The organism is Bradyrhizobium sp. 14AA, assembly GCF_054185205.1.
Window position 1 is genome coordinate 105,383 of record NZ_JAVAYM010000028.1, and the last position, 13,638, is coordinate 119,020.

Genomic DNA, 13,638 nt, shown 5'->3' on the forward strand with positions numbered 1-13,638 from the left:
ACCAAATGAATTGGATATGACCGCGGGACTATCGGAGACCTGCGATGACGACTGCCGTAACCATCAGTGACCGGGCCGCACGCCGGATTGGGGAGATCCTCAAGGGCGAAGGCTCTGGCGCGATGCTGCGCATCTCCGTCGAGGGCGGTGGCTGCTCCGGCTTCCAGTACAAGTTCGACATCGACCGCGACCGCACCGACGACGATCTCGTGATCGAGCAGGAGAATGCGGTCGTGCTGGTCGATTCCGCCTCGCAGCCGTTCCTGGAGGGATCGCAGGTCGACTTCGTCGACGATTTGATCGGCGCCTCGTTCCGCGTCAACAATCCCAACGCGACGGCGTCCTGCGGCTGCGGGACCAGCTTCTCGATCTGAGCGCTTACGCGCCTGTGATCTGTCTTTCCTCGTCCGTCCACTCCACATCGGCCGGCGTCAGCTCCGGCTGAAGCGGCGCATCCTCCGCATCCGTGTGGCCGTCGAGCGCGCGCAGCAAGGCCGTGACCAGCGCGGGCTTGCGCAGCGGCTTGGCCAGGAAGTCCGACATGCCCGCCTCGCGGCAGATCTTGACGTCCTCGGGAAAGGCGTTGGCGGTCAGCGCGACGATCGGCAAGGCCGCGAAGCGCCCGCCTTCGGAGCGGATCGCGCGGGTCGCCGCAAGGCCGTCCATCTCGGGCATGCGCACGTCCATCAGCACGACGTCGTAGTCGCTCTCCGAGACCGCAGCCACGGCTTCAACGCCGTCGGTGACGACGCGCAGCTCGACGTCGAAGGCACCCAGCATCTTGCTCACGACCATGCGGTTGACGGCGTCGTCCTCCGCGACCAGCACCTTCAGCGGCCGGTCGAGCCCGGCGATGCGAGCCTTGAGATCGTCGGCTTCGTCGCGGCCGTCCAACTGATCGGAGGCCTGCGCCTGGCTCCACGGCAGCACCAGCGTGAAGCGGAAGGTAGAGCCTTCGCCCGGCATTGACGTGACGCCGATGGTGCCGCCCATCTGCTCGATGATGCGCCGGGAGATCGCAAGGCCGAGCCCGGTGCCGCCAAATCGGCGGCTGATCGAGGCATCGGCCTGGGCGAAGTCGCTGAAGAGCTGGCCGAGCTTTTCGGGGGCGATGCCGATGCCGCTGTCGGTCACAGTCCATTCGACGGTCGCGAGCAAGTCGCGACGGGCCCGGCAGGTGGCTGCGATCGTCACTTCGCCTTCATCGGTGAACTTCACCGCGTTGGACGCGAGATTGAGCAGCACCTGGCGAATGCGCGCGACGTCGCCACGCAACGTCGGCGGCAAGTTCGGATCGAGCTCGACCTTGACCGCCAATCCCTTGCTCTTGGCGCTCGCGCGAACCACGGTCGCGACAGCCTCGACCAGCGCCTGCGGCGCAAAATCGATCGCCTCGAACGCGAAGCGGCCGGCCTCGAGCTTGGAGAGGTCGAGGATGTCGTTGAGGATGCGCTGGAGATTGTCGCCGGACTCGCGGATCGTGGTGACCGCCTCGCGCTGTTCCGGATCGAGGTTTGTTTCCAGCAGCATGCTGGCAAGCCCGAGCACACCGTTCATGGGCGTGCGGATCTCGTGGCTCATCACCGCCAGGAAGTCGGACTTGGCGCGGCTCTCGGCCTCGGCCTTTTCCGCGCGCCAGCGTTCGGTGACGTCGCGGCCGAAGCCGCGATAGCCGAGGAACTGGCCGTCGCGGTCGTAGGCCGGCTTCGCCGTCAGCGACCACAGCCGCGCCTCGCCGCCGGCGACGACCTTGAGGTTCATCTCGTGCAGCGGCTCGCTCTGCTCCATCAAGCCGACGATGTTGTAGGCCGCGCTCTTGTCCTCGGGGCACAGCATGTCGAGCACGTCGGCGAAATGCGATCCCTTCAGCAGCGGGAGCGGCAGCTGCGCGACGTCGGCGAAGCGTTCGGGCACGTCGACCAGATGCCCTTCGGCATCCGTCTGCCACAGCCAGTCGCTGGCGTTCTCCTGGAAGTCCTTCAGCAGCAGCGAAATGATCTCGGTCTGCCGCTCGAGCTCGAGCTGGGCCTTGAGATTGCCGAGGAACAGGTTGCCTTGCGAGACGATGTTGCGCGCCATGAAGAAGGCGAACAGCAGCAGGAACACGGCAGTCACCAGATACGGCCCGGCGCCGCAGAGCAGCAGCGCGCCGACGCAGGCAATGGTCATGGTGGCGAGGTAGACGAGACCGGCGCGCGGGAAGGTCGAGAGCGTGAAGGCGCCACCGGACATCATGCCGACCATCAGGCAGGCCAGGAGCAGCTGGCTGGTCGGCTCGATGCGGCTGAACAGTGCGAGCGGCAGCGTGCCCCAGATCGCGGCGAGGAAGAAGGCCTGCCGCAGCATCTGCCGCGCGGCGCGGGGCGAGGCCTCCTGCGGCGGGTTCCGGTGCGACCGCCGCCACGCCCGCACCGCAAGCGAGGCGGTGGTGGCGAGCGTCAGTCCCCAGACCGCCAGGAAGTCGTTCCAGCCCCTGCCCCAGAACAGGATCAGCACGATGGCGACGTTGAGCATGGTGACGGCCATCGTCACCGGGATCAGCCGTATCACGGCGTCGATCTGCTTGGCGCGGATGCGGCGCAGCTCGCGCTCGCTGAGATCGGCGACAAGGCCGTCCTCGATCTCGAAGCCGCCGAGCCAGTACAGGAACGCGCCGATCAGGCCGTCGCGCGGCTCAGTTCGCGTCATGGATTTGTCCGGCCATCCCATCCGTGGAACCTTTTGACGATCAATGGCCTGCCGCCTGCTTAAGCCGGGTTAATTTTGTGGGAGATTTTGCGGCGTCCTTGACGGGCGCGTTGGCAGTTTGTTCTAACCATGGCCCCTGCCCGGAGCCCCGCCGACATGCCCATCAGAGTAGCTACCTGGAACGTGAACTCGGTCCGGCAACGCATCGATCTCCTGCTGACCTGGCTGAAGGAGTGCCAGCCCGACATCGTCTGCCTCCAGGAGATCAAATGCGTCGACGAGGCCTTCCCGCGGCTGGAGATCGAGGCGCTCGGCTACAACGTGGTCACGCACGGACAGAAGACGTTCAACGGCGTCGCGCTGCTCTCCAAGCTCCGGTTCGACGAGACCAAGTCGGGATTGGCCGGCGACGACGAGGACGCCCATGCCCGCTTCCTCGAAGGCGTGGTGACGCTCAAGCGCGGCGTCCTGCGCATCGCCTGCCTCTATCTGCCCAACGGCAACCCGGTCGGGACCGAAAAATATCCCTACAAGCTCAAATGGATGTCCCGGCTTCTTGAGTATTCGAAGGAGCGCCTCAAGACCGAGGAGCCGCTGATCCTCGCAGGCGACTTCAACGTCATCCCGCATGCCCGCGACGTCCACAACCCCGCCGCCTGGACCGAGGACGCCCTGTTCAAGCCGGAGACGCGGGAGAGCTTTCAGGCCCTGCTCGGCCTCGGCCTCACCGACGCCTTGCGCGCCGTCACCGACGAGCCGGGGCTTTACACCTTCTGGGATTACCAGGCCGGCGCCTGGCAGAAGAATCATGGCCTGCGGATCGACCATCTGCTGCTGTCGCCACAGGCCAGCGACCGGCTCGCCAATGTCGGCATCGACAGCTATGTGCGGGCTTGGGAGAAGCCGTCGGACCACGTGCCGGTGTGGGCTGATCTGGATCTGGAGGCGGCGTAAGCGCCGATTGGTGGTGGGCACGGCGCCGAGGCGCCTTTGCCCACCCTACGGGACCAATCCTACTCCCGGCGGCCGCCCTGGACCCACTGTTCCAGCATTTGCAGGCACATGGCGCGGTCGTCGTCGGAGGCTTTCGCGAAGGCGCGGCTGTAGTTTTCCTTGATCCAGGTCTCGTCGGTTCCGGCACTGTCACGCGCCAGCGTCAGCCACATCAGGCCGCGCGCGGCCTGCCGCGGCAGGCGGTCGCCGTTGAACAGCATCTGGCCGAGCAGCGCCTGGGCTTCATGCTGGCCCTTCTGCGCCGCAAGGCCAAGCCAGCGCGCGCCATAGCGGAAGTCCTCGCGCGAGGCGTCCGGCGTCTTCAGGTAGAGCCGGGCGAGATCGTACTGCGCATCCGCATTGCCGAAATAGGAGGCGGCATAGGAGAACATCTCCCGCGCCCTATCAGGGTCGGCCTTGATCTTCGAGTTCGGGATGCCGGCCAGATAGTAGCGGCCGAGCGCGACGAAGGCGTTGGCCACGACCTGCGCCTGCGGCGCCGACGGGCTGTCCTCGGCATGCGCATTGGCAATCCGGCTGAAATATTCGAAGGCGCGCATGTCGTCCTGGGCCACGCCGTCGCCATTGGCGTACATGCGGCCGAGCTTCCACTGTGCGATGGGGTGGCCGCCCTCCGCGGCATATTGCAGGGCGCTGAGCGAGGTCTCCTGGGGCACGGCCGCCGGCGGCACATTGCGCACCTTGCCGGCGGCGCCCGGCAGGGTCGTGACCACCGGGATGGCCGCATCCTTCTGGTTGACGGGCGAACCGTCGAAGGCGAGCGCCGGCGCGGCCAGCGCGGCTGCCCCCAACACAAACGCAACTATGGCACGCTTAGATGTCCGCATAGCACTGTTTCTCGTGCGCGCCGCCCGGATGGGTCACTGCCCCACCGACCGCTGGTCCAACCTGCTGAGCATATTTCCAGAGCGCACCCGACGTGTGGTTAGTCGCGCGAGCGCTCCATTTGGTTTTGCGTTGAGCCAGCTCCGCATCGCTCAATTTTACGTCAAGCGTGCCGGCGACCGCGTCGATCTCGATGATGTCGCCGTCCTCGAGCAGCCCGATCGGGCCGCCGATGGCGGCTTCCGGCCCGACATGGCCGATGCAGAAGCCGCGGGTGGCGCCGGAGAACCGGCCGTCGGTGATGAGCGCGATCTTGCCGCCCATGCCCTGGCCGGTCAGCGCTGCGGTGGTCTGGAGCATTTCCCGCATGCCGGGACCGCCCTTCGGCCCCTCGTAGCGGATCACGATGACTTCGCCTTCGCGGTAGGTGCGCTTCTGGACCGCCTCGAAAGCGTCCTCCTCCCGGTCGAAGCACCTGGCCGGACCGGTAAACCTGAGGTTGGACATTCCCGCGACTTTCACGATCGCACCTTCTGGCGCCAAATTGCCCTTCAGACCCACCACGCCACCGGTGACGGTGATCGGCTTGTCTGCCGGGTGCACCACGTCTTGGTGCGGATTCCATTTCACGCTTTTGAGGTTTTCGGCGATCGTTCGACCGGTGACCGTAATGCAGTCGCCGTGGAGAAATCCGTTGTCGAGCAGCGTCTTCATCAGAAGCGGTATGCCGCCAACTTCAAACATGTCTTTGGCGACATAACGGCCGCCCGGCTTCAAATCCGCGATATATGGTGTCTTTTTGAAGATTTCGGCGACATCGAACAGGTCGAACTTGATGCCGCATTCATGCGCGATCGCCGGCAGGTGCAGTGCAGCATTGGTCGAGCCACCGGACGCCGCGACCACGGCAGCGGCGTTTTCCAGCGCCTTGCGGGTCACGATGTCGCGCGGCCGGATGTTCTCAGCGATCAGGTCCATCACCTTCTCGCCCGCAGTCGTGCAGAAGGCGTCGCGGATTTCATAGGGCGCCGGGGCACCGGCCGAGTACGGCAGCGCGAGGCCAATCGCCTCGGATACGGTCGCCATGGTGTTGGCGGTGAACTGCGCGCCGCAGGCGCCCGCCGAGGGGCACGCCACGCGCTCGATCTCGTCGAGATCCTCGTCCGACATGGCGCCGACAGAGTGCTTGCCGACCGCCTCGAACATGTCCTGCACGGTGACCTGCTGCCCGCGGAAATTGCCGGGCAGGATCGAACCGCCATAGATGAAGATCGAGGGCACGTTGAGGCGGACCATCGCCATCATCATGCCCGGCAGTGACTTGTCGCAGCCGGCAAGGCCGACGAGGGCGTCATAGGCATGACCGCGCACGGTCAGTTCGACGGAGTCGGCGATGCATTCGCGCGACGGCAGCGAGGAGCGCATGCCGTCATGGCCCATGGCGATGCCGTCGGTCACGGTGATGGTGCAGAATTCGCGCGGCGTGCCGCCGGCGGATGCGACGCCCTTCTTCACCGCCTGCGCCTGGCGCATCAGCGAGATGTTGCAGGGGGCGGCTTCGTTCCAGCATGAGGCGACGCCGACGAAGGGCTGGTGGATCTGCTCGGTGGTCAGACCCATGGCGTAGAAATAGGACCGGTGCGGCGCGCGCGTAGGGCCTTCCGTCACGTGACGGCTCGGCAACCTCTGCTTGATGTTGGTCTTGGCGTCCATCGCGACCAGTTTCCTTGGCTAACCCTTGTCAGACCCGGAACATCAGACCCAAGATTTGAATCGACCTTGGGATTTCCCGCCGCCTGCAAGGGACCAGCCCAGCCCCTGAAACATTAGAGTGATTTTATTCATGTTCGGGTGTGGCTAAAAAGCGGCGCTGATGCGAACGACCGGTGATGAGGGTTAAATCCGCTGTGAGTGTTGCTCAAGTAGCACAATCGTTACCGGGAAGACACGGAGATGGCTACTTCGATACCGCTGCGAAGATGACAGTCCACAACCTCTGATTTCGTCGCGCGAGAACTGCGCCTGACCTCGGCTCGACGACCACGCGCCCGCAAGTGAGTCGGGACCGCCTCCCCATTGTCATTGCAATATCGGCTTCGTCATCCTGAGGCGCGAAGCGCCGCCGAGCGCACCCCTCCAGCGATAACGGCTTCGCCGTTACGCGGGGATGACGGGGAGTTGCGCACGCCACATCAATTTTCGCATTTCAAACGAAAGCACGCCTTCGCATCCTCGCGGCGCATTTCGCCCGAGCTTTGCTTGGTCGCTCCGCCCTCTGATCCAAGAGGGCGCAGGGAAGGCCGGGTGCCGGCTGGCACCCGCGGTCCGCTGCGCGAAAAGCACACGCAGAAAAACCGCACAGCAGCATACAGGTGTAGCCAATCACTCGGCCTTCCCTGCGCGATGGTCGGACGGCTTATGCCGTGCTCTCCCGGGAGCCGAGTTCCCTTTGGCCTCCCTCGCCCCCGCGAAAGTCGCCGGCACCGCGCCGGTTGACGCGACTGCCGCATTCGCCAGGGCTTGACCGTAGCAACGACGGCCAGGACCACACGGTTTTGCCGTACGCACGGCCCGCCATTTCGCCGCAGTTTTCCCGACCCTGTCGACAGAGCCGGAAACTTACAGACGAGACGAAGCCTAGCAGCGCCGCTCATCCAGCGCGAAGCCTCGGGCTCACGGAGAGCAATCCGCCCTGCCCTTAACTTTCGCGCCCGACACTGCCGCGTCCACCGCAAGCCCGGCTCGCGAAAATGACGACCACAAGATCGCCCCTCAAGGATGAGCCGGGATAAGCGACACATACGCTATTTCCGAATTTCGGTAAAGCGGAATATTTTCGCGCAGGCGGATTGACAGCCTCGCGGGTGTTTTGCCCGACGGGGCAACGATGACGGCCCGCAGCCGGATAAAGCGCCGTGCAATCCGGGAACGGTGCCACGCCGAACGAGCGCGCCCGGGTATCGCTGCGCTCACCCGGGCTACGAGAGCAACGCTCAGGCCGACATCGCTCCCTTGCGCCCGAATGGATCGGCCAGGCGCACGATCTCGCAGGCGGCGACGAGGCCGGCGAGCCAGACGGCACTGGTCAGCCCGATGCGCGTCACGATGGCGGCCGTGAAGGCGCCCTCGCCGCCGAGGAACGGCGTCGCGGCGAGGAGCACGAGCTCATAGACCGCATAGGCGGCGACGAGAGCGAGCGCCAGCATCAGCGGCGTGCGGCCCTGCGGCAGCATGCGGAGGACGGTGGATGACGCGGCGGTCGCGAGAAGCGCTGCCGCGCCGATGACAAAGCCCCAGGCAATGGTGCTGCCATCGATCGGATAGTGCAGCGCGCCGAAACCGATGGTCTGGTTCACGAGCCAGGCGCCGGTCACGACGAGCAACGCCCGGCGCAGCGGCAGCATCGCAGCCGCGAGAACTGCGAAGGCCGCGAACGGCGTCGCGCAGGCGAGCGCAAAGCTCGCGAGCGCGCACGACGTCGTCAGCAGCGCAAGGCAGAACATCGGTGCAAGACGCAGCGCGACCGAGTGAAGCCGGAGCCGGTCGGCGTGAGACGGCAGGATATCGAGAGCCATAAGTGATCTCCTTGTTGTCGAATTCTAGTCCATTTGCGGGCCTGTGACAGCTCCGTCGGGGTTCAAAGCCTTGATCAGAATTTGGCGCCGGCCTTGAGCAGATAGGTTCGGCCGGGCAGCGGGTAGGCGCTGAAGCGACCGTCCGTAAAAGTGCTTGCGATGGCATAGTCGTAGTAGAGCGCGTTCAGCACATTGTTGACGCTGAGCGACCAGAAGTACCGCTCGTACTGACCGCTGAGCCTGAGATCGATCGTGCCATTGGCAGGGATCGGTTTCTGGGTTCCCGCCTGGTCGTTGTCCATCCGCCGCTCGCTCCAGAACCGCGCGGTGGCATCGAGCACCACGTAATTCTGCCAGATGTTCCAGGTGATGCCCGCACTCGCCGTGGTGCGCGACACCAGCGGCACGTCGTTGCCGGCCCAGACACCTTCGCGGAAGACAGCCCTCGTATAGGCCATGCTCGAGCGCAGCAGCAGAGCATCGTTGACGCGATAGGACAGACTGGTCTCCGAACCGTAGCGCCGGGTCGGATCGAGATTGGTGTTGTAGAACAGGATGGGATTGAAATGGATCTCGTTGGTGAGGTCCATCAGATAGAGACTGCTCTGCATCTGAAGCCCTCCCCCTCCGATGCGCAGACCACCCTCGACATCGTGCGAGGTCTGGGTCTTGAGCTGGAAGGTTTGCGGGATCGGCGCGAAGGTAAAGGGATCGAACGACGGTCCTGACGACACGCGCTCATCCACATCGGGCGTGCGAAACGCCCGCGCGGCGCGGCCGAACAGCGAGACCGTGTCATTGAGGCGATGCTCGGCACCGAGATGCAGCGCATATTGGGTCTCGTCGCTGCCGAGTGGAAGCGCACCGATATCGGTGTTGAAGGGCGCCGCCGGGTCGAAATTGTCGCGAGCGGAGAGACTGACATTCTGCACTCGCGCGCCGTAGGAGATGTCGGTCGTGGGCGCCACACCCAGCGTATGCTGGAAATAGCCCGCGACCGTCTGCTGCCGGAGGTCGTAATTGTGCCAGGGAGTAAGCCCCTGCCCGGCGCCGCGGTTTTGCTGAAAGCTCGCATCGTAATAGTCGATGCCGGTCAAGAGTTGCGACGGCATTCCGAACAGCAGGCCCTTCACGCTGAGCCGCGGCGTGATCGACCACGTCGTGAGGTCAGCATTCACATAGGTCGACGTGAAGAACGCCGGCACCGGCGTCGGGCTCGCGAAGAACGCACTCTGCTGCTTCTTGTCACGCACGCCGCCATCGACGATGAGATCGACGCCATTCACCAGGGTCTTGGTGAAGCCTGCGGTCGCGCTAAAACCCTGCTGGTTGGCGTAGTTGAACGGCGTACTGGTCCCGCGCCGGGCGGTGGCGAGCTCGTCGAGGCCAATCGAGGGGTCGACGGTGCGGCCGCCCGGCAGCCGCAGCTCCTGATTGTCGCCGGTGACGGTCAGGAAGGCGGTCAGGCCGGGCGTGGTGTAATTGAGATTGCCGACGCCGTTCTCCTGAACATGGTGATTGTTGTCGCGATAGCCGTCGGTCTTGACGGCATTGCCGTAGAACGAGGTCGACCACGGACCGGAATTGAGCGAGGTCGAGACGTTGCCGATCCCAGTGTTGAACGAGCCGAAGCCGGCCTCGATGCGCGCGGTGGCGGGCGGTCCGCCGACGCCGTTTTTGGTGACGATGTTGATCACGCCGCCGACCGCGTTGTCCCCATAAAGCACCGCACCGGAATTGCCGCGCGTGATCTCGATCCGCTCGATGGAGTTGAGCGGGATGGTGGAGAGGTCCACCTGCGCCATGTCGATATCGTTGAGGCGTCGTCCGTTGACCAGCACCAGCGTGTTGGCTGTGGCAAACGCACCAAAGCCGCGCAGGTCCACACTGGTCTTGGCGCCGATCTGGCCGCCATAGAGCGTCGTGATCTGGGCACCGGGCACTTGCGTCGCGATGATCTCGGCAAGCGTCTGCGACGGCGAATGGGCGATGTCTGCGGCCGTGATGACGGTCGTGGCGGCCCCGACAATGCCGCCGCTGCTGGTGGCAGTCTCACGGCCGGAGCCGGACGAGCCAGAGCCAGTGCCCGTCGGCGCTCCGCCTGGCGCGACATTCGGTGCCGCCCGCCGCCAGACCGTGTCGCCGTCGCCGGCAACCCTCGCGCGCGTCCGGTTCTCGTCGGACCTCGTCACTTCGATCGGCGGCAAGGGCTCGGCGGTGGCCTGCTGTGCAAAGGCGGTCGAAAGATCGAGCGGATAAAGGGAAACGGACGTGAAGAGGCCGGCGCAGAGGCGCCCGGCTGCAGAGACGAAACGGGACACAATTGTAACCTCGGCATGACGTCAGTGGCACGTCACAGCGAACGAGGTTTCATGGCGGAGCGATCGATTGCTCCGATGAAGCCAATGTCTGTACTCCCCGACCGACATCTTCGCGTGTGACCACGGCTGACGGCAGGTCTCCTGGCTCGCGGGTCGTTACCCTCCGTCGCCTTCCCAGGACCGAGATTCCCAGTGGCATAGGACGAAAGATTCACCGCTTACAGTTGCGGGGGCAGCCATGGCATTGAGAAAATCCCGCGTTGGGAAATCCCGCACCACGTTCCCTTTTGATCTCCGTGAGGAGAACCGTCGCCGATCATTTACGGGCCGCGCGGCTGCGGAGTCAATCGACCGATAGTGCCGCATGCCGGCTGTTCAGGTCCGTCCTCGCGGGCGCTGGGCCAGGGCCCAGGCAACGGTGACGTCGCGGGGCGGAACGTCGAGGCGCTTGATCGGCGTCAGCTCGCCGGAGGCGGAGACGATCGCGGTCTCCTCGCGGCGGCAGCGCGGGCACACGAAGCGGACTTCGTGCGGGGATGCCGACCAGCTCGAACGTTTCACATTGGCCGCCATCGGCCAAGCATCGCAATGCGAGCACGACACCAGAAATCGACCGGGATCGAGCATACCCATTCCATCGGACTCCGCGTCCTGCCGCCCCTTCAATGATTAACGCATGTGAATCGTTCCGGTGCCTCGGCACCGCTGACCTCCTGCCTCGGGAAGCCCGGCGGCCCTTGGCGCTCCCTTGGCGCCGGAAGGCCTCAGTGCGCGCCCTTGAGGGTGCAGGACGTGGTGCAGGTGACCGTGGTGCCGTGGTCGCACGCCTTGCAGGCGGCAACGCACTGGTTCATGTCCCGGGCATTGTACGAGCTGTAGTTCCGCATCGGGCAAACCAAGGTCGAGCCGGTGATGTCCTGCTCCTGGTTGCAGGCTGCCGTTGCGAGCGCGAGAACAAGAACTGCAAGAAGGCGCATGGGATTGCCCTATAGGGAGCGGCAAAGCGATTTCAGCGAGGTACGCTGCATCGCAACGGACCCCGGCATTCCCACTGCGAGCAATCGTGGAAGCGCGACGCCCGCATCCCCAGAGGATGCGCGCCAAACATTAAAAACGGATTGCAGCTGGCGTCAGGCCGCCGCTTTGGTCGCGATCGCCTGCCGCATGTCCACCGCCAGCTGGCGGTATTGTTCCGACAGTTTCAGATAGAACTCGCGCTTGGTGCTGTCGGTGGCGAGCTTGGCGATCAGCTCGCATTCGGCGGTCAGCGTCTCGAACCGTTCCAGCCTGTCCTGAAGTTCCGTCATCGGCGTGTCCCCATCAAACGCCACAAGGACACCAAACCTAAGCCCGGGAAATAGGTCACAGCGAACATCGTTATCGGGTACAATCAATTTTTCCCGCGGCCGCCTATTTCTGCTCCAGCCGCCAGGCGCCGTCCCAGCCTTCGCCCGGCGGATTGGCCTCGAACTGGTCGATGCGGCCGAGCAGCGCGCGCGAGGGACCATCGCCGGGGACGGCCTCGAGCGCCGCGTTGAAGGCGGCGCGGGCCTCCTCGAAGCGCCGGGCGCGATAGGCCGCGAGACCTTCGGCATAGTGCGCGCGCAGGCTGTCCTGCGCGGCGGTGAGTGCGCCCGCCCTTGCCATCACCTCGAAGATCGCTTGCGGTGCGCTCTGGCCGGCGACCGCGAGGCGATCGACCTCGCGCAGGTCGAGCTGCGCGCCGATCGCGTCCGCCGTCGCCTGCGAGATCAGGATGCGGGTACCGTAGACCTTGTTGACGGCCTCCAGCCGCGAGGCGAGGTTCACCGCGTCGCCCATCACGGTGAAGCTCATCATCAGCTCGGAGCCGATGCTGCCGGTCAGGACCTCGCCGGTGGCGATGCCGATACGCAAATCGCAAGGGGCGGGCATGGCGCGGATGCCGAGCAGGTCCGGCAATTGCCTCTGAAGTGCGGGCACCTGATCCACCATGTCGATCGCAGCACGGCCGGCGAGCAGCGCCGGCTCGTCCTCCTCGATGAAGGGCGCGCCCCAATAGGCCATGATGGCGTCGCCGATATATTTGTCGATGACGCCGCGATTGTTCCTGATCGGGCCGGACATCACCGTGAAATAATGGTTCATCACCTTGACGAGGCCGCGCGGGGTCATGCCCTCGCTCATCGAGGTGAAGCCGCTCATGTCGCAGAACATGATGGTCATGACCCGGCGCTGACCGTCGATGGCGACTTCCGGCCGGTCGATCAGGCCCTGCACCACCTTGGGATCGATGTAGCGGCCAAAGGTCTCGCGAATGCGCTCGTTGTGCCTGAGCTGCTCGATCATGCGGTTGAAGGCGGCCGCGAGCTCGCCGATCTCGTCCTGTGTCGAGACGGCGATGGTCTTGTCGAAGTGTCCCGCCTCGACTTCGCGGGTGCCGGCGAGCAGCAGCCGCACGGGCCGCGTGATGCCGCTGGACACCAGCAGCGCAAAGGCAAATCCGACGATCGCCGCGAGCAACGTCACGACACCCGAAATGATGATCGCCTGGTGCTGGTGGCCGACCACCTGTGCCGTCGAGACGAAGACCTGCTTGAGCATGTCGGCGCGGATCGTATCGATCTTCTGGTTGAACTGGTCGCGCAGCAGGTCGACGTGCTCGAGCGTGTTGCGGGCCTCCACCATCTGCTTGGCGTCGATTTGCTTGAGGAGCCTTGCGTGATCCTCATCCTGATCGCGGCGGAGCTCGGTGATGGCGTTCTCGATGCGGATCTCGATCCGCGCCAGCGCGGCGTTGTCCGACGGCGTCCGGGGATCGTCGATGATCGCGTTGATGAGCTTGCGCGCGCCTTCAGCCTCCTCCTCGATCTTGTGGTCGGATTCCTCGAACTCGCGAAGGCGTGCCGCATAGGCCTCCTCGTCCGTCGGCGACTGCATCCTCATCATGACCATGCGCCGCAGCGCCACGGTCCGCTCCAGCGAGCGGATGTTGACGCGCGCCAGATCGCCATAGGCCGGGATGTAGCGGTTGGTCAGCTCGTCAAGGAGGACGCCGACCTGGCTCGACATCACCATCGACAGGATCGAGGTGACCAGCATCAGGACGATCAATCCGAGGGCGATGCCGACGATTTTGCGCCGGATCGACTGGTTGAAAATCGGCATAGGTGCGGGGCAAAGGCTGAAAGGACGGAGCGAGGGAACTCAATACACCGGATTTGGCCGCGGGAATA

Annotated in this window: 11 protein-coding genes and 1 riboswitch; of the genes, 2 read left to right on the forward strand and 9 right to left on the reverse strand. The window is 64.8% G+C overall.

The window, feature by feature from the left end:
* The first annotated feature begins 44 nt into the window (after positions 1-44).
* Positions 45-374, forward strand: coding sequence for an iron-sulfur cluster insertion protein ErpA (gene erpA / locus RAD15_RS36690; RefSeq protein ID WP_145665718.1), 330 nt, complete (start codon positions 45-47; stop codon positions 372-374).
* Between the two features lie 4 nt (positions 375-378).
* Here the strand turns inward: erpA and RAD15_RS36695 are convergent, their stop codons facing one another.
* The gene (locus RAD15_RS36695; protein ID WP_458183599.1) at positions 379-2,709 is read right to left on the reverse strand and encodes an ATP-binding protein; all 2,331 of its coding nucleotides are present in this window, start codon (positions 2,707-2,709) and stop codon (positions 379-381) included.
* Positions 2,710-2,844: 135 nt separating this feature from the next.
* Here RAD15_RS36695 and xth point away from each other — a divergent pair, with 135 nt between their 5' ends.
* Positions 2,845-3,642 carry an exodeoxyribonuclease III gene (gene xth / locus RAD15_RS36700; RefSeq protein ID WP_458183600.1) on the forward strand — a complete coding sequence of 266 codons (798 nt, stop codon included), beginning with the start codon at positions 2,845-2,847 and terminating at the stop codon, positions 3,640-3,642.
* Between the two features lie 59 nt (positions 3,643-3,701).
* Here xth and RAD15_RS36705 read toward each other — a convergent pair whose 3' ends face one another.
* From RAD15_RS36705 to RAD15_RS36740, 8 genes are all read right to left on the reverse strand, one after another.
* The gene (locus RAD15_RS36705) at positions 3,702-4,529 is read right to left on the reverse strand and encodes a tetratricopeptide repeat protein (protein ID WP_458183601.1); all 828 of its coding nucleotides are present in this window, start codon (positions 4,527-4,529) and stop codon (positions 3,702-3,704) included.
* Positions 4,516-6,240, reverse strand: coding sequence for a dihydroxy-acid dehydratase (gene ilvD / locus RAD15_RS36710; protein ID WP_458183602.1), 1,725 nt, complete (start codon positions 6,238-6,240; stop codon positions 4,516-4,518). The genes RAD15_RS36705 and ilvD overlap by 14 nt, the downstream gene beginning before the upstream one ends.
* Before the next feature lie 1,280 nt (positions 6,241-7,520).
* On the reverse strand, positions 7,521-8,102 hold the full coding sequence (locus RAD15_RS36715) for a hypothetical protein (RefSeq protein ID WP_458183603.1): 582 nt from the start codon (positions 8,100-8,102) through the stop codon (positions 7,521-7,523).
* A 74-nt stretch (positions 8,103-8,176) separates the two neighbouring features.
* Positions 8,177-10,423 (reverse strand): TonB-dependent receptor, encoded by a 2,247-nt coding sequence (locus RAD15_RS36720; RefSeq protein WP_458183604.1) that lies wholly within the window; start codon positions 10,421-10,423, stop codon positions 8,177-8,179.
* Positions 10,424-10,537: 114 nt separating this feature from the next.
* Positions 10,538-10,749, reverse strand: a riboswitch (cobalamin riboswitch).
* 49 nt (positions 10,750-10,798) lie between these two features.
* Positions 10,799-11,056 carry a hypothetical protein gene (locus RAD15_RS36725; protein ID WP_458183605.1) on the reverse strand — a complete coding sequence of 86 codons (258 nt, stop codon included), beginning with the start codon at positions 11,054-11,056 and terminating at the stop codon, positions 10,799-10,801.
* Between the two features lie 131 nt (positions 11,057-11,187).
* Positions 11,188-11,400, reverse strand: coding sequence for a hypothetical protein (locus RAD15_RS36730; RefSeq protein WP_458183606.1), 213 nt, complete (start codon positions 11,398-11,400; stop codon positions 11,188-11,190).
* Positions 11,401-11,553: 153 nt separating this feature from the next.
* Positions 11,554-11,730, reverse strand: a complete 177-nt coding sequence (locus RAD15_RS36735) for a hypothetical protein (protein ID WP_018320305.1) — start codon at positions 11,728-11,730, stop codon at positions 11,554-11,556.
* A 103-nt stretch (positions 11,731-11,833) separates the two neighbouring features.
* Positions 11,834-13,570, reverse strand: a complete 1,737-nt coding sequence (locus RAD15_RS36740) for an adenylate/guanylate cyclase domain-containing protein (RefSeq protein WP_458183607.1) — start codon at positions 13,568-13,570, stop codon at positions 11,834-11,836.
* Between the last annotated feature and the right edge of the window lie 68 nt (positions 13,571-13,638).